The sequence below is a fragment of the Flectobacillus major DSM 103 genome (assembly GCF_000427405.1).
In the GTDB taxonomy this organism is placed as follows: domain Bacteria; phylum Bacteroidota; class Bacteroidia; order Cytophagales; family Spirosomataceae; genus Flectobacillus; species Flectobacillus major.
Genome location: NZ_KE386491.1, coordinates 4,519,144 through 4,541,828, shown reverse-complemented (window position 1 = coordinate 4,541,828; position 22,685 = coordinate 4,519,144). Strand labels below are relative to the sequence as shown.

The 22,685-nt window shown below is 36.8% G+C and carries 18 protein-coding genes and 1 riboswitch; of the genes, 4 read left to right on the top strand and 14 right to left on the bottom strand.

Annotated elements, in window-relative coordinates; genetic code table 11:
• Nucleotides 1–43: 43 nt before the first annotated feature.
• Nucleotides 44–3,016 carry a protein translocase subunit SecDF gene (gene secDF, locus FLEMA_RS73605; RefSeq protein ID WP_044173379.1) on the bottom strand — a complete coding sequence of 991 codons (2,973 nt, stop codon included), beginning with the start codon at nucleotides 3,014–3,016 and terminating at the stop codon, nucleotides 44–46.
• Nucleotides 3,017–3,157: 141 nt separating this feature from the next.
• The gene (locus FLEMA_RS73600; protein WP_144080150.1) at nucleotides 3,158–3,523 is read right to left on the bottom strand and encodes a hypothetical protein; all 366 of its coding nucleotides are present in this window, start codon (nucleotides 3,521–3,523) and stop codon (nucleotides 3,158–3,160) included.
• 193 nt (nucleotides 3,524–3,716) lie between these two features.
• On the opposite strand from FLEMA_RS73600, the gene nadC reads away from it, so the two are divergent.
• The 3 genes from nadC to FLEMA_RS76300 all read left to right on the top strand — a co-directional run bounded on the left by nadC (nucleotide 3,717) and on the right by FLEMA_RS76300 (nucleotide 6,573).
• Nucleotides 3,717–4,571: a carboxylating nicotinate-nucleotide diphosphorylase gene (gene nadC / locus FLEMA_RS0150940; protein ID WP_044173374.1), complete on the top strand. Its 855-nt coding sequence runs from the start codon at nucleotides 3,717–3,719 to the stop codon at nucleotides 4,569–4,571.
• A 154-nt stretch (nucleotides 4,572–4,725) separates the two neighbouring features.
• Nucleotides 4,726–5,715: a quinolinate synthase NadA gene (gene nadA / locus FLEMA_RS0150925; protein ID WP_026997968.1), complete on the top strand. Its 990-nt coding sequence runs from the start codon at nucleotides 4,726–4,728 to the stop codon at nucleotides 5,713–5,715.
• Between the two features lie 168 nt (nucleotides 5,716–5,883).
• Complete coding sequence (locus tag FLEMA_RS76300) at nucleotides 5,884–6,573, top strand: alpha/beta family hydrolase (protein WP_052354241.1); 690 nt, start codon at nucleotides 5,884–5,886, stop codon at nucleotides 6,571–6,573.
• A gap of 99 nt (nucleotides 6,574–6,672) precedes the next feature.
• Here the strand turns inward: FLEMA_RS76300 and FLEMA_RS73590 are convergent, their stop codons facing one another.
• The 9 genes from FLEMA_RS73590 to FLEMA_RS73550 form a co-directional block, all read right to left on the bottom strand.
• Nucleotides 6,673–8,343, bottom strand: a complete 1,671-nt coding sequence (locus FLEMA_RS73590) for a DUF262 domain-containing protein (protein WP_044173372.1) — start codon at nucleotides 8,341–8,343, stop codon at nucleotides 6,673–6,675.
• On the bottom strand, nucleotides 8,340–9,224 hold the full coding sequence (locus FLEMA_RS73585; RefSeq protein ID WP_144080149.1) for a hypothetical protein: 885 nt from the start codon (nucleotides 9,222–9,224) through the stop codon (nucleotides 8,340–8,342). Before FLEMA_RS73585 ends, FLEMA_RS73590 begins: the two co-directional genes overlap by 4 nt.
• Before the next feature lie 142 nt (nucleotides 9,225–9,366).
• Complete coding sequence (locus tag FLEMA_RS76295) at nucleotides 9,367–10,578, bottom strand: AAA family ATPase (protein ID WP_052354240.1); 1,212 nt, start codon at nucleotides 10,576–10,578, stop codon at nucleotides 9,367–9,369.
• 134 nt (nucleotides 10,579–10,712) lie between these two features.
• Nucleotides 10,713–13,385, bottom strand: coding sequence for an MGH1-like glycoside hydrolase domain-containing protein (locus FLEMA_RS73575; protein ID WP_044173368.1), 2,673 nt, complete (start codon nucleotides 13,383–13,385; stop codon nucleotides 10,713–10,715).
• A gap of 221 nt (nucleotides 13,386–13,606) precedes the next feature.
• Entirely contained in the window at nucleotides 13,607–13,975 is a 369-nt protein-coding gene (locus FLEMA_RS73570; RefSeq protein WP_044173366.1) for a hypothetical protein, read from the bottom strand.
• 235 nt (nucleotides 13,976–14,210) lie between these two features.
• Nucleotides 14,211–14,729, bottom strand: a complete 519-nt coding sequence (locus tag FLEMA_RS73565) for a PAS domain-containing protein (RefSeq protein ID WP_081681380.1) — start codon at nucleotides 14,727–14,729, stop codon at nucleotides 14,211–14,213.
• Nucleotides 14,730–14,742: 13 nt separating this feature from the next.
• Nucleotides 14,743–14,952, bottom strand: coding sequence for a cysteine-rich CWC family protein (locus tag FLEMA_RS77375; RefSeq protein WP_044173364.1), 210 nt, complete (start codon nucleotides 14,950–14,952; stop codon nucleotides 14,743–14,745).
• Complete coding sequence (locus FLEMA_RS73555) at nucleotides 14,939–15,592, bottom strand: Dph6-related ATP pyrophosphatase (RefSeq protein WP_218918544.1); 654 nt, start codon at nucleotides 15,590–15,592, stop codon at nucleotides 14,939–14,941. Before FLEMA_RS73555 ends, FLEMA_RS77375 begins: the two co-directional genes overlap by 14 nt.
• A gap of 168 nt (nucleotides 15,593–15,760) precedes the next feature.
• The gene (locus tag FLEMA_RS73550) at nucleotides 15,761–17,734 is read right to left on the bottom strand and encodes a TonB-dependent receptor plug domain-containing protein (protein ID WP_159102724.1); all 1,974 of its coding nucleotides are present in this window, start codon (nucleotides 17,732–17,734) and stop codon (nucleotides 15,761–15,763) included.
• A 130-nt stretch (nucleotides 17,735–17,864) separates the two neighbouring features.
• Nucleotides 17,865–18,076, bottom strand: a riboswitch (cobalamin riboswitch).
• 86 nt (nucleotides 18,077–18,162) lie between these two features.
• On the opposite strand from FLEMA_RS73550, the gene FLEMA_RS0150605 reads away from it, so the two are divergent.
• Nucleotides 18,163–19,125: a GSCFA domain-containing protein gene (locus FLEMA_RS0150605; protein ID WP_026997967.1), complete on the top strand. Its 963-nt coding sequence runs from the start codon at nucleotides 18,163–18,165 to the stop codon at nucleotides 19,123–19,125.
• 89 nt (nucleotides 19,126–19,214) lie between these two features.
• Here FLEMA_RS0150605 and FLEMA_RS73545 read toward each other — a convergent pair whose 3' ends face one another.
• The 3 genes from FLEMA_RS73545 to FLEMA_RS73535 form a co-directional block, all read right to left on the bottom strand.
• The gene (locus FLEMA_RS73545) at nucleotides 19,215–19,751 is read right to left on the bottom strand and encodes a DUF4136 domain-containing protein (protein WP_044173358.1); all 537 of its coding nucleotides are present in this window, start codon (nucleotides 19,749–19,751) and stop codon (nucleotides 19,215–19,217) included.
• A gap of 302 nt (nucleotides 19,752–20,053) precedes the next feature.
• Entirely contained in the window at nucleotides 20,054–21,010 is a 957-nt protein-coding gene (locus FLEMA_RS73540; RefSeq protein WP_052354238.1) for a Hint domain-containing protein, read from the bottom strand.
• 97 nt (nucleotides 21,011–21,107) lie between these two features.
• The gene (locus FLEMA_RS73535; RefSeq protein WP_044173356.1) at nucleotides 21,108–22,655 is read right to left on the bottom strand and encodes a flavin monoamine oxidase family protein; all 1,548 of its coding nucleotides are present in this window, start codon (nucleotides 22,653–22,655) and stop codon (nucleotides 21,108–21,110) included.
• Between the last annotated feature and the right edge of the window lie 30 nt (nucleotides 22,656–22,685).

Genomic DNA, 22,685 nt, shown 5'->3' with positions numbered 1-22,685 from the left:
AAGACCCCACAGCTTTTTAGGGCTGTGAGGTCTTTGAGGATAATTACTTAGTAACTGTTCCTGCTACTGTATCTTTCTTTTTACCTGTTCCTAGGTCAATAACAATTGGAGCTGCTACGAAAATTGATGAATATGCACCAAACACAACACCAATAAACATCGCAAATGAGAAGCCTCTCAATACGTCGCCACCCAATAACAACAATACTGTTACTACCAAGAATACCGTTGTTGCGGTCATTACAGTACGGCTCATGGTATGGTTGATTGACGTATTGATGGTTTTAATCATCAATTCCTTGTTAGATAAATCTGCATCAATACCGATTTCTTCACGAATACGGTCAAATACTACCACGGTGTCGTTGATAGAATAACCAATTACGGTCAAAATAGCAGCAATAAAGATTTGGTCAACTTCTAGCTCAAAACCAAACAAACGTGTAATACCTACCATACCCAATACTACTAGGGTATCGTGCAACAAGGCAATTATACCACCCAATGAATATTGCCATTTACGGAAACGCAACAAAATATAAATAAAGATAGCAACCAAAGCATAGGCAATTGAAACAAATGATTGTCTTAAAATATCATCTGCAATTGTTGCTCCTACTTTCGACTCCGACAAGATAACTGGTTTTGCATCGGCAAATTTAGTTAGGCCAGTTTCCAAAGCTTTACGTACTTTTTGGTTAGCGGCTGTTGTTTCATCATCTACCAAATAAGCCGTTGTTACTTTCAATTTGGTATCACCATTGAAAGTCTTTACTTCTACACCTTTATCTTCAAAATCATCTTTCAAAGCTTCTTTTACTTCGCCAGTATCTACAGGTTTTGCAAATTCTACTACATAAGAACGACCACCTTTGAAGTCTACTCCTAAGTTGAAACCACCCTGAGCTACCAATACAATTGCACCAAAAGCAATTAAGCCCCACGAGAACCAGTAAGAATATTTACGTTTACCAATAAAGTCAAAGTTGAATCCTTTGAATAGGTCTTTTGAGATAAATGTTTCAAAAGTTACTTCGTGGTCTTTTCCAGCAGCAATTTTACGTCTAACCATCCAATCAACAAATACGTGCGACACATATACGGCTGTAAATACTGAAGTAACCAAACCAATACAAAGTGTTACACCAAATCCTTTTACAGAACCCGACCCAAAGATAATCAAGATAACACCAATCAAAATGGTTGTAACGTTACCGTCGATAATAGCCGATAAGGCTTTTTCATAACCCAATTTCACTGAGTCTAACAAGCTATTACCTTTGTGTAATTCCTCTCGGATACGTTCATTAATCAATACGTTGGCATCTACAGCCATACCCAAGGTTAGTACGATACCTGCAATACCTGGCAATGTCAAAGCTGCTTGAATTTGTACCAATACCCCTGCAATAAAGAATACGTTGAACAACAATGCGGCGTTGGCCATCCAGCCTGGACTACCATAGTAACCAATCATGAAGATAATTACCAACAACAAACCGATGCCCATTGAAGTATAACCTTGGTTGATGGCTTCCTGACCCAACGATGGCCCAATGAAGGCATCTTCTACGATACGTGTTGGTGCAGGTAATTTACCTGCTTTCAATACATTTGCTAAGTCTTTAGCTTCTTCTACTGTAAATGACCCCGAAATTGAAGAACGACCGTTTGGAATTTCGCCATTGATTACTGGGGCAGAATATACATAGTTGTCAAGCACAATAGCAACTCTTTTACCTATGCTAGCTGCGGTCAAGTTTTTCCAGATACGTGCACCTGTTCCGTTCATCGTCATTGTTACCTCTGGGCGACCGTTTTGGTCAAAATCCTGAGCAGCATCTGTAATTACATCTCCTTCTAGTGGCGCAGGTTGTCCTTCACTTTTCTTGATAGCTTCAATCTGGATAATTTCATCACCATTTGTAGCTGGAATACCTTTGGCATACCATACAAAAGTTAGGTTTGAAGGAAACATAACTCGTACTTCTGGGCGACGGAACAATTCGTTTACACGAGCCGTATCTTTACGGAAAACACCCCAGCTTCTACCTTGGTTGTCAAGAGGCAAAAATAGTTTTGTTAAAGCTGCACCTGCTGTAGTATCTTTTTTGGCAGTATCTTTCTTGGCAGCTTTTCCAGCAGAAGCCAATTGGCTTGCCAAACCGCCATCTTTACTTGCCGAATCTGTTTTGGCAGGAGCTGCCGCTGCTGAAGCAATAGAAGCTTTTTTCGCAATTTCTTCTGCAGCCAAATATTCTCCCAAAGAGTTAAGTCCTTGTCCCCACTCATTAATTTCTGCTACTTCTACAAATTCCAATTTTGCAGCACCCGACAATAATTTTCTAGCACGATCTGGATTATCTACACCTGGTAATTCTACCTGAATACGGTTTGTTCCTGGCAAACGTTGGATGTTAGGGTTGGCAACACCAAATTTGTCGATACGAGCCTGAATAATTTTATAAACACGGTCAACAGCACCATCCACTTCGTCGTTGATTACTTTTTTCACTTGTGCATCCGACGAGTTTGAGTTTAATTTTTCACGGTTTACAGAGTTGGCAAAAATGGTAGCCAATTTTTGATTAGGAGCTATTTTTGCAAATTCCTCATAGAAAATCTCGTTGAATGGTTTGGTTGAGTTTACTTGTGCTTTTGAAGCGTTCTCTAAAGCTTTCTCAAAATTAGGGTCATTGCTTTTGCCTGACAAAGCACGCAAGATTTCAACTGGCGACACTTCCAACACAGCATGCAAACCGCCTTCCAAGTCGAGGCCTTTGTGAAGAGCATAATTCGTTACTTCTTGTAGAGTAAAGCCCAAATAAATAGGCTGTTTCCACAAAGAGTCGATATAACGAGTTTTTTTAGCAGGGTCTAATTCACCACTTTTTGAAGTAGCATAATTAATTGCATCTTCACGAACCGAACTAGCTTTCCATGTAAATGATAAAAAGAATAAACATAAGGCTGAAATGATACCAGTCAGCCAAATAATGGCACCTTTGTAACGCATTTGTTTTAGTTATTAAGAAATGAATGTGAAACGAAACTAGGGAGCAAACCGCTTATAGCATGGGCTACAAGTATTTAGCTCAATCCAGAAAATAGCAAACAGGGTTTGCCGCGATAAAATCAATAAGGGAAAAGGAATAAATCAGGGAGCGTTTGTGGATATAAAATGCTCGAATAGAATCTCGTAGAATGTGTTTTGGCATAAACCAATAGCCTTTGGTGCTATTTGCTTAGCCACAACGGGTATCGTAATAGACGGTAATTCAAAAATAAAATCTTGCGAAATATCTATCGTTACCGACGACGACGTTTGCATAACCGACAACTCACTTACCGAACACTCTTTGGCAGCTCTTCTTTGCTTTTCAGATTGTTCTGTTTTGGTTTGCTTAGATACCGAATAATGTAACTGAGAGGCTGAAAATGTTTTACCAAAAACGGTAAACATCAGCATCAGGCACATAAAAAAGGTGCTAAATAAACGTGATATATGAGTTGTTTTCTGCATTGTTGACTGCAAAAGTAGCAAGTTTTGATGAAGTATTGCAAACTTTATACCAAATTTTCAAAGCCTATAGCCTACTTCCACACAATAATCTTAGGAATATCATAACATTAGGCGTAAATAGCTTGATAAAAATTTCAAAAGTACAATTGAATTATTTTCTTACTTTTGAGGCATAAAACAATCATCATCTAGCATGTTTAATTATTTAGACCCCACATATATCCACAATTTCATCCAAAGTGCTTTGGCTGAAGATGTAGGCGATGGCGACCACACTTCCCTTTCAACTGTTCCTAAAGATGCCACTGGCAGCGCCCGATTGTTGGTAAAAGATACAGGTATTTTGGCTGGTGCCGAGCTAGCAGTTATGATTTTTGCAGAAGTTGACCCTAGTCTTAGGGTTGAGCTCCTTTTACAAGACGGAACCCCTATTCAAAAAGGACAAATCGTACTAACCGTTTCGGGGCTTTCGCAGTCAATCTTAAAGGCCGAGCGCCTTGTTTTGAATTGTATGCAACGTATGTCGGGTATTGCTACTCATACGCATTCAATGGTACAGCTTTTGGAAGGAACAAAAACCCAGCTACTGGATACCCGCAAAACAACACCTAATTTCCGTTTGTGTGAAAAATGGGCTTGCAAAATTGGAGGTGCTGTAAATCACCGTTATGCTTTGTTCGATATGATTTTGATTAAAGATAACCATGTCGACTATGCTGGGGGTATCGAAAAGGCTATTTTGCAGGCCAACGAATACCTACAACACACAGATCGGCAGCTTCAAATAGAAATTGAAGTACGTAACCTCAACGAGCTACAGCAGGTTTTGGCTATTGGTAAAATCCATAGAATTATGCTTGATAATTTTAGTTTTGAAGATTTACAAGAAGCTGTTCGGCTTATCGATGGCAAATACCTCACCGAAGCCTCTGGAGGAATTGATGAAACCACTATCAGGCAATATGCCGAATGTGGAGTTGATTATATTTCGAGCGGAGCATTGACACATCAAATCAAAAGCCTAGATTTAAGTTTGAAGGCTATGTAGTCAATGAGAAAACGAATTAAATTCCTAAAATATGTAGCGTGTAGATTTTTGAAAACAGATAACTGCTATCAACAAAACTCCTTTTACACGATTATTTAGACTCATTTCTAGTTGTTTTTATTTTCAAGTTATCGAAATTCCCCAATATTCAACCATGAACTTACTAGACGAAGTAAATAAAGTTGGCTACGTAAGCCGTTCAGTACCATTTAAAGGGACTGATTTGAAAGAAGAAATTCTTAAATTAAAGAAAGAGAAAAATGCTGTTATTTTGGCACACTATTATGTAGATGCCGAAATCCAGGATTTAGCCGATTATTTGGGCGATAGCCTTGGGTTGGCTCAGGCTGCCGAAAAAACAGATGCCGACATGATTGTATTTTGTGGGGTGCATTTTATGGGCGAAACAGCCAAAATCTTGAACCCCAACAAAAAAGTAGTTCTGCCCGATTTCAATGCGGGTTGTTCTTTGGCCGATGCAGCACCCAAAGAAGCATTTGCCGCTTTCAAAGCCCAATATCCTGAGGCTGTTGTGGTAAGTTATATCAACTGTACAGCCGATGTAAAGGCTATGACAGATATTATTTGTACGTCGTCCAATGCCGTAAAAGTGGTAGAATCTATTCCTGCCGATAAGCAAATTATCTTTGCTCCTGATGCCAATTTGGGGCGTTACGTTGCCAAAAAAACAGGAAGGGATTTGATTCTTTGGGAAGGTGCTTGTATTGTACACATCGATATTTCATTAGAAAAACTGAAAAAAGCCAAAGAGGAAAATCCAGCGGCTTTATTGATTGCTCACCCAGAATGTAAAGAAGTTATCCTTTCTCAAGCCGATTTTGTAGGCTCTACTACTGCCCTACTCAATTTTGTCCAAACATCCGACTGTCAGGAGTTTATTGTAGCTACCGAGGCTGGGATTTTGCACAAAATGAAGGAAGCTGTACCTAATAAAAAATTGATTCCTGCCCCAGCCAACGAGAAAAACTCATGTGCTTGTTCAGAATGCCCTTACATGAAAATGAATACTTTGGAAAAGCTTTACAATGCTATGTTTTATGAACTACCCGAAATCCAAGTACCCGAAGATATCCGAGTACCAGCCTTAAAGGCTTTGAAAGCTATGTTAGAAATTAGTAAATAAAATACCTCAAGGGTTGTTACAGAGGCACAAATAACACATCTGTTTGTGCCTCTATTTTATGAATTACTGTACTTTAAATTTGTATTTTTGAGTAATAAATCAAATATTTGAGGAAGATTTTCGGCATTAATACTAGACATACCCCCCACTTTCCACGCCATACTACCAATGTCAAAAAAATCCGTCAATAAGATTTTTTTATTTGCTGGTCGTGACGATTGGCAAAAAGATACTAACCTAAACCACGTTTTAGTTAACTATACCAAAAGAAAACACCTGCCAATTGTTTGGGAAGACCCTGCAGGAAACCTTACCCATCGGCTTCGCTCGATTGAATTTCATTTTCAAACTTTACCCAATATTGTCAAGAAAATCAATCTTAGACTTGTTCAATTACTTTACGCTATTACGCATTGGAGTTATTTTATCTATTTGTATGAACAATTTTTAGAAAGAAATGGAAATGATATAAAACTTCGCTGTAAAAAATTAAAGAAAAGAATTGAATACCTAAGTGCTAAAAACGAAGTAATCATTATCTCAAGGTCGTCGGGCGGACGAGTTGCATCTTTGATTGCCGATGACTTAGATATTAAACATATCATTTGTTTGGGTTATCCATTTCAAAACCCCAATAATGGCGTTGAGCCTGAAAGATACCTTCATTTAGAACACCTCAAAACACCCATGTTAATTATTCAGGGAATCCATGATGAATATGGCGGTATAGAGATAAAGGATCAATACAAGTTTAGTCCCAACATAGAATTATTTTTTGTAGACACCAATCATGGTTTTAATATTGATAACAAAACATGGGACAAAATCTATCAAAAAATCGATGAGGTAATCCTGTGAATACTACTTCGATAAGAGGTTAAGCAACAAATAATTTCACAAATATTTCAATAAAGCGCTCACTAAGTCGCTGATAAAACGTTTTCTCAATAAACCATGCTATATTGTTTCAAATAGTTGAAATCGTCTATCATAATCTACCCCTAATTTCTCTACAAAAGCTCGTTCCTTCTCAGTAATCAACGTCTTTCTTAATTCAAATACTTTTTCCAGATTACCCTTTAAATATTCATCTCTCATTTCATCTGTAATAAAATACTCTGAATATCTTCCTTTATTTTCCTGAGCAAGCATGAAGGATAAGTCGTTGGTTTTTTTCCCCGACTGGATAAATACATTATCAGTAGTTTTATTTAGACATACTACCATATTTGCACTTTCTCCTAAATCAGATGAAATTTTAGTTTCAGAAAATAGCTTTAAAATTTTATAGTCTTCCACAAACTCCGTATCTACAGAATTGAATCCATTTGAATAATTCAACATAAACAAAATATGAGCTTTTGAACGCACTGAACCTAAGTTTACTTTATCAGACAACGCAGGCACAACAAATGGTAGCTCAGGTCTATCGCTATAGACAGGGTTTAGGTCGACATTTTTTATAAATTTTTGAAAATGCTGAAAGGCGGTTTTTCTTTTGCTGGGACTAAAAACTGTAAAATAATTGGAATATGTTGTAACCCAAAACCATTGTTTTAGCTTTTCTATTTGCTGACTATTAGGTTCGGGAATGTGGTTAAAAAACTCTACCAAAAAGATAAACTGGATATTAGCGGGTAATAGTTTATTGTCAACAATTAAGAGTTCTTCAAATAAAAATTTAGCCACACGCTCTATACTTTTTACGGTAATTTCTATTTGACTTTGAAAGTTTTCTTTTTTAGAAAGGGAAATAATATCTGTTTTTTTATTGTCTAAATATAAATCTCCAAATGAGCTTTGAATACTTCTAAAAACTAAATCTCTTACCGCTACTTCTCTTGGTTTGTTATCAATAAAATTATATTTCTCTATTTGGTCGAGAACACCATCAATTTTATCGCCCAATCTAAAGTTATCTGTATAAGTTTTAGCCGACAATATCCAATCGGGTGTTATGGGCTTGCCTTCTTTATTGAGTAATGTAAATATATCTATCGCTTCATCCAATGTTCCGCCAGCTATCTCAATTACGGGCATTTCGTAATTATTAAAAGTGGTGACAATTTTTTTTAGCCTACCTGTGTAACTTTTTGAGAGTTCAGGAGAATATTCTCTTTGTATTTTTTCTGAGTGAGTTAGAAAAGATTCGAAATCCAATAAGATATAAGCGGGAACACAATAAATTTCAATATTACGGTCGAATACCTCAAACCGTTCAGAATCAAGATTATAATAAATATTAAATTTGGAATTAAATAACTTCTCGTCCAATGTGAAGTTTACAATCGTTTCAGGATTAGAGAGTACACCAAATAACGCAGACATTCTTTGATAGCCATCCAAAATATATTTTCGTTGTCTTTTTTCAAAAGCTTCAAAAATAGATTCTTTAATAAAATAAGGGCCTACCTGTTTTGCTATTCTAAATTCTGTTTCTGGAGTCCAAAATAAAAATGAACCGATGGGGTAATTTTTTTTAATACTATTTAACAAGTTGAGTACATTGTCAAGCTCCCAAACAAAATCACGTTGAAACTCTGGAATTTGTAATAATCCCGAATTAATACCCTTCAGATAAGTTTCAAACTTATTATTTGATGGTTTTAAACTGATTAATGAACTCATAGTAATTGATTGATTTTACTTAATAAATTTTGTAATTCTTTTTTGTCTTTTGGGGAGTCAATTTCAGAATGGTGTTCACATCTTTTAAGCAAATTGATTTTGGTTACTTTAGCTGAAGAAAACAGCTTTGGAAAGCTTGTTTTGAAGTTTTCAATAGTCGAACCATTTATTCTTTTGAGATTATTATTGCGAAATATATCTTTTTGAGAGTCATTCAATGATTCGTAAAATATCCTTTCTTCGGGTAAAAGTTTATCAAACTTTTTACCATCAAATCCTTTTTCTAAATCAAAAAAATCCTTCTGAATAGAGGTTAAGGCAAGATATGCTTTAATGAAATCTTGATTATCTGTTATACCATCAAAAGCTTCATCGGGAAGATAGTTTTCCATTTCCCGTTTTTCTAAAATATGATACGGAATTTCGTATTTATCAAGTAGTGCTTTGTTTTTTAATTTTTCAGTACTTAAACTCATTTCAGGATACTTCTTATCACTATCAATAAGTACAAAATATCGCAAATATTTGTGTTTAGCTTTGATAAAAATAGGGTTTTCAAAGGTTTCTAATTCTGCTTCTATTTCTTGCAAAATAGTGCTACCTCCTCCCATTCCATATTTCAACCACCGCTCATCCTTAAATAACTTTATCATTTTACTTTCCTTTGGGAAATGCTTTATCAAACAGTCAAGAAATGGAGCATCATTCAAGCGATTTTCAATAAGGATGGTAAAAGGTTGCTCTAAATATTTTATTGCTTCTGCCAAGCCAAAATATGCTACATTGGGTTGTCCAGAAATTATACATTGAGGCGTTTTTGTAGAGTTGTTTATTGACCAGACAATAGACTCTTCAATAGTCTTCTGATATGATGGCTTCATACTATTATACCAGCTCGACTCCATTAGGGCTTCAATATCGTCGTCTTCTCTTATCAATAGTTTGTGTTTTTCTCCTAACAGAAAATATATTTGGTCTAATAGCTCATTATTAGCTTCGTCTCTGAAAATATCTTGTAGAATTTCAACCAACATCTTTCTTTAATTTTTGAGCTTTCCTTATTGCAAAAACTTCATCAAAACTATCACTAAAAATACCATCAGGCCAATCATATACCTCACCAAGGGAATCAACTTTAATATCTCTCAAAGAACTCTCATTCAAATCTTCGTCATAATCAACATAATAGATTTTAAGATTTTCTTCCGTAAAGTATGGATATTTACTTTCAGCGATTAAACGCCTTAATCTTAGAATAAAGTTCTCAGAATGTGTTTCAATCAAATATCTTTTATTGGTATCAATTAAAGATTCTACAAATCGTTCAGCTAAATCACCATGAGCAGAAGGATGTAAGTGTAATTCTGGTTCTTCTATAATTGTAAGAGAAGGTTTTTCTTCTTCAATAAATGATTTTGTGATTAAAGGTAAAGTTTGACTCATACCTTGTCCTACATTCACTAAGGAGGTCTTGAAAAACCTTGGAGAATTCCTTTTTAGTTCAAAGTAAAATTTATTACGCAACGTATCTCTGTCTATATTCACTTCCCAGTTTTCGAATACTTTTTTATACCAATTGCTTACTTTGTTTAGTAATTGGCCATCTGAATAAATAACATCATTGATTAATATCTCGTATGCGTGTTTGCCATCTATTCCAACTTTTCTAATATTCTTTTCTTTCGGTTGGTCTTCTTTAATATCTTTCGGTTCTACCCTGTATGAGCATACATAATCAAATTCAAAACTGAAATCAGTTACATTGGGAATTTCCCCTTCAAAACCAATGATATTTTTCAGTAAAAAACCTTTAAACCTACAATCATACAGCCTTGTGCTGTCATTGATGGAATAAAGCTTCTCTTTTATGTGATATTGAACTTTAAACTCATCATTATAATTCCATGAACGAACAATTAATTTGTAGTCTCCAAATAATATCACTATATGTAAAAAAGCGTTATCCTTGAGTTCTAGCTTAAATTCAAACTCTCCTGTAGTATCTTTTTCATAGTTCAAATCAGAATAATCGTTACCTAATATCACACCTTCATTTTCCCAACTGAATGGTTCCTCAACTAAACCATTTAGACTTCCAGAAATTAGTGTAGGTAATTTTGCTAGAGCACTTTTCCCAGAACTATTTTTACCTATTAAAATAGTCATAGGAGCCAGCTCTAGTACTTGCACGCTATTAAAGATTTTATAATTTTTAAAAGCTATTTTTGCAACCATTGTTTCATATTATATTTTTAAATACAAATATACCTACTCTTTTAACATTTGTCTACTTACCCAAAAGCATTACTAATTCATAACTAACAAAAAACGTCGATGACATTTATCATCGACGTTTTTTGTTAGTTATATTATATCACTTCTTTTATTTCCGATTTGGAAGCAACTGTTACCGATAGTATTAGTTCAGCTACTAGACCTGTCCAACCTGTTTGGTGGGCTGCTCCTAAGCCTTTACCGTTGTCGCCATGGAAGTATTCATAAAATAATAGTAAATCCTTGAAGTGAGGGTCGGTTTGCATCTTTTCATATTTTTCGTACATCGGACGACGACCGTTTTCATCTTCTCTAAATATTCTGATGAGTCTGTCGGCCAAGCTCAAAGCGGCATGTTTGATACTCACCATATTACCCGAGTTGGTTGGATACTCTACCTCGTAGTCGTTGCCATAGTATGATTGAAACTTCAACAGGGAGTCAATCAATAGGAAATTCATTGGCATCCAGATAGGCCCTCGCCAGTTGGAGTTACCCCCAAACATACTTCCTGTTGATTCGGCTGGGGTATAGTCTACTCGAAGGACTTCGTTATGAACCCTAAATTGGTATGGATTATCTAAGTGGAATTTCGACAAAGAACGAACACCATGTTCTGATAAAAATTCATTTTCATCAAACATCCTTTTCATAATCATCTTCATTCGGTGACCTCTAAGAATCGCCAAAAGACGGTTTTCGCCTTTACCCGACTCATACCAACGAGAAATTAAGCCTGCCAAATCGGGGCGGTTAGTTAATACCCAGTCGACACGACGCTTGAAATCTGGTAATTTCTCCAGCATTTCGGGTGTCAAAACCTCAACAGCAAACAATGGAATCAAGCCTACCATCGATCTGATTTTCAACAACATACTTTGCGAGTTAGGCAAGTGAAGCATATCGTAATAAAACTGGTCTTCTTCGTCCCAAAGGCTAATATCTGAGCCACCCATCGACTGCATCGCTCCTGCAATATGTAAGAAGTGTTCAAAAAACTTAGAAGCCATATCCTGATACACAGGACGCTCTACTGCTATTTCGCAGGCAATTCTTAGCATGTTGAGGCTATACATAGCCATCCAGCCTGTACCGTCGGCTTGTTCCAAACGCCCTCCTGTTGGCAATGTTGACGAACGGTCAAAAACCCCGATATTATCCATACCAAGGAAACCTCCACCAAAGATATTATTTCCGCCTTCGTCCTTGAGATTAACCCACCATGTAAAGTTGAGTAATAATTTATGGAAAATTCTTTCAAGGAAATTTACATCTCCTTTACCATTCATTTCTTTATCGATTTCATATACCTTCCAAGTAGCCCAAGCGTGTACAGGAGGGTTTACATCCGAAAACGACCACTCATAAGCAGGAATTTGGCCATTGGGGTGCATATAATATTCACGCAAAACAACGGCTAATTGTCTTTTGGCAAAATCGGGGTCGAGACGAGCCAACGGAATTGTGTGAAAAGCCAAATCCCATGCAGCAAACCATGGATATTCCCACTTGTCGGGCATAGAAAGAATGTTGGCTGCGTACATGTGTCGCCAGCCCGAATTTCGACCAAACTTACGGTGTTCTGAGGGCTTTGGCATGGCTGGGTCGCCAGCAATCCACTCGTTTACATTATAATAATACCACTGTTTTGTCCAGAGCATTCCAGCATAAGCCTGACGCTGAATCATTTTCAATTCAGGGTCATCTACATCTTTTTGTAGTTCATCATAAAACTGATTGGCTTCACGGATTCTCTTCTCGACGGTATCTTCAAAACCTCCAAATGGTTCTGAGCTTGAATGGTCTGATAAACGCAAACGCACAGTTACACTTTCGCCAGGTTTTACCACTCTGGTGTATCGGGCAGCAGCTTTTGTACCAATATTGTTGGGATTGATGGCAGCTTTGTTTTTATTAACGATATAATCGTTGATGCCATCTTTGGGATAAGGCGTGTTGTTGGCAACACCATGAAGGCGTTGAAAGTTGGTTTCGTTTTCGCAAAAAAGCAATTCATCGGCTTTTTCACAGTACAATTTATAATGACCAACACTTTTGTTGTTGACTTCAATTACTTTGTTCGACACACCCGTAAGCATAGGCTTGTACTTAAAGTTGTCGTAGCCCCAACACCAAGTATTTCTAAACCAGATAGTTGGAAGCAAAGTAATAGGAGCTGGCTTGTCGCTTCTATTATGAGCGGTTACTTTTATGAGTATATCTTGTTCATCCGATTTGGCATATTCTACAAAAATATCGAAATACTCGTCTTTGTCAAATACACCCGTATCTAGGATTTCGTATTCGGGTTCTAGCCTTGAACGTTTTCTACTTTCCTCTACAAGTTTGGCATAAGGAAATGCCGTTTGAGGATACTTATAAAGCATCTTCATATATGAGTGCGTAGGCGTTGAGTCCAAGTAATAATACAACTCCTTGACATCTTCACCATGATTGGATTCATTGCCTGTTAGGCCAAAAAAACGTTCCTTTAGAATGTGGTCGTTATGATTCCAAAATGACAATGCAAAACAGATATATGATTTGTTGTCTGAGATACCCGCAATACCTTCTTCGCCCCAACGATATGCTTTTGAGCGAGCCATGTCGTGTGTGACACAGTTCCAAGCATCTTGCCCTGGCGAATAGTCCTCTCGTACTGTACCCCATTGGCGTTCAGACAAATATGGCCCCCATTTTTTCCATCCTTTGTTGTCGGAACGTGTTTTTAATCTTAGTTTTTCTGCACTTACTACTGTTTTACTCATAATTTTAAAAGGGATAATACCAGCTCCTCTCTTTTATGAAAAAGCTAGTGGTTTTATGGCATAATTTGATTAGTCTTCAAACATTTGCGGTATCAGCACAACCTATTTGCAAAACATTGCATTGAAGATCAAAGTTAAAAAAAATGCCCCAACCTTTGATAGATTGAAGGAAGGAAAAGCGTAATTCTTTACTCTTTTTCCTTGCAATTAAGCATAATTACTTACTTTGTAGATGGTGTGCGTCTACGAAAAATATGCAAAATAAAGGTTTTTCCTTCCTTAATTTCTTCGTAAGTATCTACCAAATCCCACCCATTTTTATCTAACAAATTGAATATTTCTACTTTACTTTTAAAAAACAGAGGCTTTCTGTCGGCATCGGTTACTTCCTGTTCCCTAGACGATTCGCCTTGGCCATAATCCAAGAATACCGAAAGGCGTGTAGCTAACCATGCCTTCTCGGCCTTCAAGGCAATATAATTCATACCTCGTAAACTAGCCAATGGCTTGCCATTAACATATACTTGTTGGGCCTTTAACATATTGCCAACGCCTAAAAAGAGCAATAACATTAAGATTATATTTTTCATTATAGTTAAATTAAGTGATACTATATTTAATCTACAATTTACAACAATAATCTTTTTTTTCTATCACTTGCTGAATATATTAGATATAAAAAAAGACCGAACGTATCAGGGGGCGTTCGGTCTTTTGCTCTGTTAAAGTTTACAATTCGATAGCATGAGATGAATTATTAACTTGTTGCAAAAATAGTTATAATTACTTAAAAACAAAATAAGTACTAATACTTATTGTACCTATCTATACCTCAATTGCTTCTTCAAATGCTATAAAATTTACTAGTTGGTTATCTCTGTTGAAAATCGGCTCGATGGTTACATAACACAAATACGCTTCTCCATTTTTTCGATAGTTGATAATTTCTCCAGAAAAGGTTTTTTGTGCTGCAATACTCTGCCTTATTTGGTTTCTAACATCTTGCCTTGTTTCTTTTCCTTGCAAAAATTTGGGTGTTTTATCTAAAGCTTCTATAGCCTGATAGCCTGTCATACTTACAAAGCCGTTGTTGACCCACTGAATTTTTTGGTGAATATCTGTTATAACAATAGCATGGCTAGGATTTTGGATAAATTCTCGGAATGAATATAGGTCAAAATTCCAGTGATATGTTTTGTATTTCTTCACAATACAATCGTATTCAAGCAGTATATCTTCTCTCAGCTTTGCAGGGCGACGCATAAATTCAAGACCAATCATTAATGGAAAAGTACGATTTACCTCCACAAAGGTGTCACACGAAGATTTTGTACTTAAACACATGGTATTCGGGGATTCAAAGGGTTAAAATATTTCTTTTTAATTTTTCTATACAATTATTACACAAGCATTGCCCTTGGTATCGTTCTAAGGTAATTTTTCGGATAATCTGGGTTTCTTCGTAGCTAAGATGTACTTTTTGACATTCACAAGAGGCTATTTCATCTACTTTACATTCAAGCCCTTGCTGACAATGTGGGCATTGGTTGGGCTTAGTTGTATCCATCTAACAGTTGTAACTCTAAAAAGTGATAATTGTTATGACTAAGTAGTTTTACGGGCTCTACGTTTATGGTTTGCTGAAATAATGGACAGTCTAACACAAGGGTATGAAACTCGCCATTTTCGCCACAAACATCTACTCCTTTTCTTTCTAGTTCGAGCAGGGTTTGTTCGTTAAGAGTTTTTCCCAAAAAGCAAGATCCCAATTGGGCATTACAAGAAACAATAATGGCTTTTAGCCCCGAATCTATCATTTTAAATACCAATTCTTTACGGTCTTGTTGCCATAGTGGCAAGTGGCCCTGAATATTGGCTTCATTACAAACCATTTCTTCCCAAGCTCTATGGGACTCCAAGTCAATATCGCCAAAAACAGCATCGGTCAAATTATATTGTTTGGTAAGTTGCTGTAACTGATGGATATACTTGGCTGTGTATTCGTCCCAAGTTGTTTCGATAAAGGCTATATCACATCCGATTGCTCTTGCCTGAGCCATTAGTATTTCTTTAGATAACCCATGCGATCTAGACCTGTCGCCTCGTTCATTGAGTGTATTGAGCAATACCTTTGGCTTGGTGGGCATTTGCATTAGGGCAAAGCACGAGTCTTTTCCACCCGACCAAGAACATATTAAATTCATCATACTAATATTTTTATTAACAAGTAAGTATGTAGATAGCAAGGCATATTTTTGATTTTAAAGACTCACTATCTATAATATTTATAAAACAAGTTTAATAAGAATTGGCAAGTATTCATAATCTACACACTCTTTTCTGTATCATATCGATTTGACGTTCAATCAACCCACTCATTTACTCAGGTTGATACTCAGCCCTACTGTAGCATTGAATTTTCGGGATTGGTAGCCTGTAACTTCTACAAAGCTTGTGTCAAATACATTTCTGACATCGGCAAAGATTTTCCAATTTTTATCAAATTTATATTCGGCATAAAGGTCGAGTAGATGGTAGGCTTTCAAATCTAGGCTCACAACCTTAAATACATCGTTGTCATAATAGTTATCTTTTCGTTTGCCAATCATTCGAACCGTAGCGTTGATAACTAACTTAGAAGAAAGCTGATGCCCCAACACAATATTCATTGCATTGTTGGGTCTACGAATTAGGTTTTGGTATGTTGTATCTTTGCCCGAAGCCAATCGAGTTGTTAATTCGCCTATTTGATGTGTATAATTGGCCGACAAGCTCCATTTTCGCCATTGTGCCTTGGCATCTAATTCTAAGCCACGGCTCGATTGTTGATTAAAATTAATATACTGTCCATAAGGGTCAACATTGATAGATTGAAAAATAATCACATCGTTTACTTTGGTATTAAAATAAACCGCTCTGATATAACTTTTTTGGTCTTTGCTAAATAGCTGTACACCAGCTTCCAATGTTGTCGACTTTTCGGGTTTTAAATCCAAGTTACCATAAGGAGAATACAGTTGGTAAAGCGTTGGAGCTTTGAAGCTCGACGAAATATTGGTTAGTACTTTTACTTGCTGATTTAGTAGAATATATGGATTGATAGTATAGGTAAAATTAGTACCATACAATGAATGTTTGTTATAACGCCCTCCTATTTCGGCCCCAAAAATCCCTAATTGGGTTAGTGATAACGACGAATAGGCACTCCAGATATTGATTTTAGCCAAATCATCAGATAGTTCGGGTTGCTGGTAAGGCCCATATTCACTTACCGAAAAATAGCTTTCATTCATATTTTGTCGGCGGTAATCTGTACCAATCAACAAATTGGCTTTTTTCGTGAGGTTCAACGAGGTATATAATTCAAAAAAATTGGTTTTGGCTTGGTAAATACTTTTCGAATATTTGTCAAAAGCATCGGGAGCTACAAAGCTAGAGTCGTTGATATAGCTTCTTTTGATGGTATTGAGATGTGTATTAAAATACCATGTTAGGGATTTTAAAGCATAAATAGCTCCAATTCCTAACTGGTCACTTTTGCTGGTGGCCACAAAATCTTTGTCGTCGCTAAATGACCCATTGTCGATGTCGGCACGATAGGTTTCATGGGTATAATATATTTTTGAGCTAAATTGTTCTGTCCATTTTTGATTAGACTGTACCCTAAAAGCATCCTGATTAAAGCTATCTTTTTCATTGGTATTTTCGCCCGTTTTGGTAGAAGCTTGCGAAAATCCCTTTGAATATAACTTGGTATAGTTGACCGAATAATCTAGTTTTTTTGACAATGCACCGTCGATACTCAAAGCCCCTTTCCAAGTTCCAAAACTCCCTGCTGTCAGATTAGCCCCAACGGCATAACTTTTATCGGTATTTTTTTTGCGAATAATATTGACTACCCCCGCCACAGCATCCGAGCCATACAAAGTAGACTGCCCTCCTTTTAGGATTTCGATTCGCTCTATTTGGTCGATTGATACCAAATTCAAATCAAAATAGTTGCCAATAGTCGAAGGGTCGTTGAGGGGTACGCCATCTATCAAAACAAGAGCATACCCATTACTCATTCCTCGTATGCTAATTTCTTGATTTGAACCCAAGCTCTGCTGCGAGCCAACCACCTGCAAGCCCCCTTGCTGATTAAGTAATTCGGTGAGGGTTTTACCGCTATTTCTTTCCAATATCTCCTTACTAATTACTGTCAATACCTTCCCTGTTTGTATCTGTTTTTGAGATACCTTATTGGCTGTAACTATTACTTCGTCGAGGTTTTGATTGGCTTGTTCTTGGGCTATTGCTGCCGATACAAAACAAAAAATACAAGAAAGAACACCTAAAAATTTAAACATTGAATGATTATATTGCTTTTCACATGTTTTTGTTGGAATTAATACATAGGTATACTCCAGAAACAAAAGTATTTTGTGAAAAATGAAAAGAAAAGCGAACGCTCGGACAGGATTCATCCACCGTAAATCATCCCAAGAATAGACCAAGGTAGGTCTCCTGACTTATTTCATCGATTTCCAGCCTTCCCGCCTACAAATTTGGCAGTGGCAATGAGGAATGAATTCGACTTTTGTATGAAACTTACAGTTGCGGGGACAGTCCAGGTTTTGCACCTAATTCCCTATTAAGCTTTGAAACTTCGTAGCAATGAAGCATAAAGCACCTTAATCTAATACAAAGGTAATTAATTTGAATAAGCAAACACTAACATCCATGCAGGTCTATTTGCTAAGTATCTATATTTGTAGCTCAATTATCAAACACAATCATGGAATTCAGAACCAATATCAAGCTCAAGAAATCGGCCAATCAACTTTCATTGCAGTCGCGTGTGCTAACAATCGGCTCGTGTTTTGCCGAAGTCGTTGGAAATCAATTGAGCCATTACAAAATACAGACACAGGTCAATCCTTTTGGTACTTTGTTCAATCCTATGTCTATTTTCAAATTACTCAATAAGCAATACACACAGGCCGACGAGCGGTTATTTGTCCAGCATTCGCAAACTTGGTTTCATTATGACTTTCATTCGCAGTTTTTTGGTTCTACACAAGAAGAACTACGCACCCAACTAAATACTTTTTTGAGCCATCAATCCTTAGCTCAGTACGACTACCTGTTGATTACTTTTGGTACATCGTTTGTTTACAAAATGTTGACATACCCGACGTATGTGGCCAACTGCCACAAAATGCCAGCCTCATTATTTGAAAAAGACCTCCTTAGTGTCAAGAGTATCTGTAAAGGTTTTGCCGAGCTTAACCAACAGTTATTGGCTATCAATCCTGATCTAAAGATTATCATTACGGTGTCGCCTGTTCGACATACCAAAGACGGTATTCCCGAAAATCAACTATCAAAATCTATCCTCCGAACAGCCTGTCATTACTTGAGTACCGACTACCCTAATGTTGAATATTTCCCTTCTTACGAAATAATGATGGACGATTTGCGTGATTATCGTTTTTATAAAGCCGATATGATTCATCCTAATGAAGTAGCTGAGCAGTATATTTTTGAGCAGTTTGCGAAGGTTTATTTCAATGAAGAGCTTCACAAATTTGTACCAAAATGGCAGCAAATTCAGCGAGCTTTAGCTCATAAGCCTTTCAATAGCCAGTCTGAGGCTCATCAAAAATTTCTTAAAAATCTTCTTGATGAACTTAACTCGATAAGTCATTTGGTAGATATTTCTTTGGAGAAATACATGGTAGAAAAACAGCTATTATAAATGCCAAAAAAAACCCCAACGGATGGTTGGGGTTATCAGAGCTTCAAAGTTAAATAGTTATGCGAGATTTAGTTGAGTAAAAACTGGTACTAATTACGTAAAGCCACATATTGATGAGCCCTTACGGTATAATTGTTAAAAATTGCTCTGGTAATATTTTTTAAGGTTTTATCCTCTAATTTTCTGCCTTTAAAAACCTCCGAGGCATAGCCTGTCCAAAAGGTTTTTTGTGTATTTTGGTCAATTAAATTAATAATAATAATTCCATTTCTAAGCTTTCGACGATGCAGTTCTGAACTTTCTGCTGATTGCAACAAACCATTGTACACTTTTGTAACTTCTGGTAGTTTGATATTCTTATCGAACACTGAGTAGGCTATCAAAACATCTGCATTTTGGGTAGATTCTATATAACCTCTTAGCTTCATTTGCTTTTCTATTTCATCTTCAATCATTGAAGCATTGGGCAATGTAGCCACAGAAGAAGTGTTTTGAACTACTGTAAATGTTCGATAATCTTCATGTTTTTCAAGAAAATCTTTATTCGCCTTAACAGAAACTATTTCCCGAGTACACGATGTGCTCAAAAGCCCAGCAAATAATGCCGTAACTATGATGCGCTTCATTTTTAAGATTGTTTTTGGATGTTAGCCAATTGCTTAGCTGTTACAAATGTAATAGCTTTTTCAGAATAAATATAATTTTAACAATTTTTTTTTTAACTATTGTAATGAATATTTTACAACAAAATACAGCCACAATACTTAAAAAACTGATATACAGCTATATAAAAAAATAAATCCCTTCCCCAGAGGAGAAAGGATTTAAAAATTATCCAAAAACAATCTCAAAAAAATTAAGTCCCTTTCGGTAAGTTCAGCAAACGGCTTTCACCTTCTGGTGGCCTTGAGCTGCTCAACTATTTTACTTATTTTTCTAATACCACAATCGAGTTGATGAGGTAATTATCTTTTGTTGTGAGTAGGTTATATACCTTCTCTACTTTGCGAAAATCTGCTTTTGTTGCAAATACCTTATAATTTGTAAATGATTTATTATCAGTGTTGTACATCAATACTTGCTCACCAACCTTTAGGTTACCCATTTTAGTTGTACCGGCAGTTGTCATAACAGGGTGATTGGCAGTAGCTTCTAATTCGACCAACTGGAAATCGTTGTTGGTAGATGCGTAAGCATCGTCGGTAGCACTTACCAACAAAGCTTTTACCAATGGAAACTGTTTGTTTTCATGAACTTGTACTTTATCGACGATTGTTTTTTCGGCCATCTTCGTTTTGGCATTATAGGCCATTACTTGGTCGCCGACTTGTACTTGGTCGATAGCCTTTGCCGAGCCATCGGCCATGGTCACATTGGCCGAAGCAGGAAAACAATATTCGTATTTGTCTTCATCGCCATGTCCACTTCCGCTAGCCCCACCCGTAAATTCTTTGGCCAACACGAAAGCTACACATGAAGAAAAACCCATAATTGCTTTTTCACCATCTTTGAGGTCGTCGATATATTTTCCCCATACCTCTTTTTCAGCTAGTGGGTTTGGTACTATCAAATTGATTTTTTTACCGTCTTTGGGCGTAGTAAAAACCATCAATGAGCCAAGTTCCTTCATACCTGCGGCTTCTAAGACCTTGTACAAATATATACGACGTTCTTTTCCATCTGAGAATTTGAAGACGTATGGAGGATTGCTATTATCCAATACAAAAGCTCCCTCTTTAATATATGTATCCTTGTCAAGGTTTTTAATTGATACTTTTTTAAGTACTTCATATTCTGTGTTTTTGATACCTACTTTTTCAGCTTCCTGTGCATTCGCAAAAATTGTCGAACAAACCAAACCTATAATTAGTACTATTTTCTTCATGCTAAAAATCTTTAAGCCATAATAATATTTTATGGCGTTTTTTAAAATAATAACAAATGATTAAGAGCGAATCAATTTGCCCCAATCAGCTATCCTACTAAGAGCCATTCACACGTAGATGAAGCTGCTCTACGACGGCTCGTGCCGACTCAAAAGCTCCTGCCATCCATGCTGTTAAATAACTGGTATGCTCGCCAGCCAAATAGATTTCTTCATCTGGCTTGATCAATGCGGGATAGTATTTTTTACGTTGTACATCAGAGTATTCAGCCCAGCCCCCTTGCGAAAAAGGAATTTTTTGCCATGCCAATGAAAAAGAAGTTTCAAATTCGGTTGGGTATTGTGGATGAATTTTTCCTCCTTGTTCTAATGCGGCTTTTTCTCTTTCGGCAAGCGATAAGTTACCCATTTTTACGGCTCGGTCATGAAAATTATAATAACCTTTAAGCACGCCTTTTTTGCCCATAAAGCTGTAAGAAGGATAAAATATTTGGGTAATATCCATGTTGGTACGCGAAATTCCACCAAATATTTTATCATCCTCCTCCCAGAAACGGCGTTTGAACTGCAAACCAATTTTACCAGTATTCATATAGGTCGTAAAGTCTATTGCACGACGCATATCGGAAGAAAGGTCAGACGGAATGTTTTTAAGTACTGGCAATGGAATCGTACAAATACAATAATCTGCTTTGATTTCTCTTACTGTACCAGTTTTGTCTTTATAAACAATCTTTACGCCTGGTTGCGTTTTTCTTATTTCTTGAACCACAGCCTCGTACTGTACTTTTCCTTCTAACCGTTTGGCAAACGCATAAGGAATAGCATCCATACCACCGACAGGTTGTAACATTACAGGTTGTTGGTTGAAAGTATATTCGCTCACATTGGAAAAAGCTGGATGAAATAACCCTGCTGCAATGATGTCGTGAAAAGCATGTGGGGCAGATAATTGTGGCGCTTTATCGCCATAGCCACCTTGCCTTACATATCCATGACGCTCAGAGCCTTTGTATTTTTTGGTCATGTCCAAATCACACTCCTCTTTCAAATATGCCGCTAACTTTTCAAGGTCTTCTTTGGTCAAATCCTCGTCTAGGGCTTTTTGGTCAATTGCTTTGGTAAGAAGTTCACCAGTGTATCCACGCACATCGGCATGAACCTCACGAATCTTCACCCTTTTATTGGCCAATGGCCCTGTACCTCCGTCGCTATAATAAAATGCCCCTTCGTTCATATTCATGAATATTTCTAAAGGAATATTAAACTCGCGACAGTAATGCAAGGATAATTCATGATTGTGCGGAATACGTGCCGCACCTCCATTATAATACAAGCCTTTGTCGAACTGAGCCGTTTGAGCAACACCACCTATTTCGGTTTCGGTAGTTCCTCCTCTGACTGTCCAGACTCTACCTCCAGGACGGCTACGAGCTTCTAATACAGTAACCTCGTAACCCAATTTGGTAAGTTCGTAAGCTGAACACAAACCCGCCAAACCTGCTCCTAGGATGATAATTTTCTTATCGGCTTTGTTTCTTTGCAAATCAAATGGCTTGGCTTTTGCTTCGGGAATCAAACCCAAGCCTAATAATGATAAATAACTAGCAGACCCAGTTCTTTCTATAAAATCTCGTCTCGTCATAATGTGTCAAATTAGATAACTGAATGTTTT

Excerpts from the sequence above, each read along its gene's own strand:
- secDF (WP_044173379.1), bottom strand. The coding sequence starts at position 3,016 with ATGCGTTACAAAGGTGCCATTATTTGGCTGACTGGTATCATTTCAGCC.
- FLEMA_RS73600 (WP_144080150.1), bottom strand. The coding sequence starts at position 3,523 with ATGCAGAAAACAACTCATATATCACGTTTATTTAGCACCTTTTTTATG.
- nadC (WP_044173374.1), top strand. The coding sequence starts at position 3,717 with ATGTTTAATTATTTAGACCCCACATATATCCACAATTTCATCCAAAGT.
- nadA (WP_026997968.1), top strand. The coding sequence starts at position 4,726 with ATGAACTTACTAGACGAAGTAAATAAAGTTGGCTACGTAAGCCGTTCA.
- FLEMA_RS76300 (WP_052354241.1), top strand. The coding sequence starts at position 5,884 with ATGTCAAAAAAATCCGTCAATAAGATTTTTTTATTTGCTGGTCGTGAC.
- FLEMA_RS73590 (WP_044173372.1), bottom strand. The coding sequence starts at position 8,343 with ATGAGTTCATTAATCAGTTTAAAACCATCAAATAATAAGTTTGAAACT.
- FLEMA_RS73585 (WP_144080149.1), bottom strand. The coding sequence starts at position 9,224 with ATGAAGCCATCATATCAGAAGACTATTGAAGAGTCTATTGTCTGGTCA.
- FLEMA_RS76295 (WP_052354240.1), bottom strand. The coding sequence starts at position 10,578 with ATGGTTGCAAAAATAGCTTTTAAAAATTATAAAATCTTTAATAGCGTG.
- FLEMA_RS73575 (WP_044173368.1), bottom strand. The coding sequence starts at position 13,385 with ATGAGTAAAACAGTAGTAAGTGCAGAAAAACTAAGATTAAAAACACGT.
- FLEMA_RS73570 (WP_044173366.1), bottom strand. The coding sequence starts at position 13,975 with ATGAAAAATATAATCTTAATGTTATTGCTCTTTTTAGGCGTTGGCAAT.
- FLEMA_RS73565 (WP_081681380.1), bottom strand. The coding sequence starts at position 14,729 with ATGTGTTTAAGTACAAAATCTTCGTGTGACACCTTTGTGGAGGTAAAT.
- FLEMA_RS77375 (WP_044173364.1), bottom strand. The coding sequence starts at position 14,952 with ATGGATACAACTAAGCCCAACCAATGCCCACATTGTCAGCAAGGGCTT.
- FLEMA_RS73555 (WP_218918544.1), bottom strand. The coding sequence starts at position 15,592 with ATGATGAATTTAATATGTTCTTGGTCGGGTGGAAAAGACTCGTGCTTT.
- FLEMA_RS73550 (WP_159102724.1), bottom strand. The coding sequence starts at position 17,734 with ATGTTTAAATTTTTAGGTGTTCTTTCTTGTATTTTTTGTTTTGTATCG.
- FLEMA_RS0150605 (WP_026997967.1), top strand. The coding sequence starts at position 18,163 with ATGGAATTCAGAACCAATATCAAGCTCAAGAAATCGGCCAATCAACTT.
- FLEMA_RS73545 (WP_044173358.1), bottom strand. The coding sequence starts at position 19,751 with ATGAAGCGCATCATAGTTACGGCATTATTTGCTGGGCTTTTGAGCACA.
- FLEMA_RS73540 (WP_052354238.1), bottom strand. The coding sequence starts at position 21,010 with ATGAAGAAAATAGTACTAATTATAGGTTTGGTTTGTTCGACAATTTTT.
- FLEMA_RS73535 (WP_044173356.1), bottom strand. The coding sequence starts at position 22,655 with ATGACGAGACGAGATTTTATAGAAAGAACTGGGTCTGCTAGTTATTTA.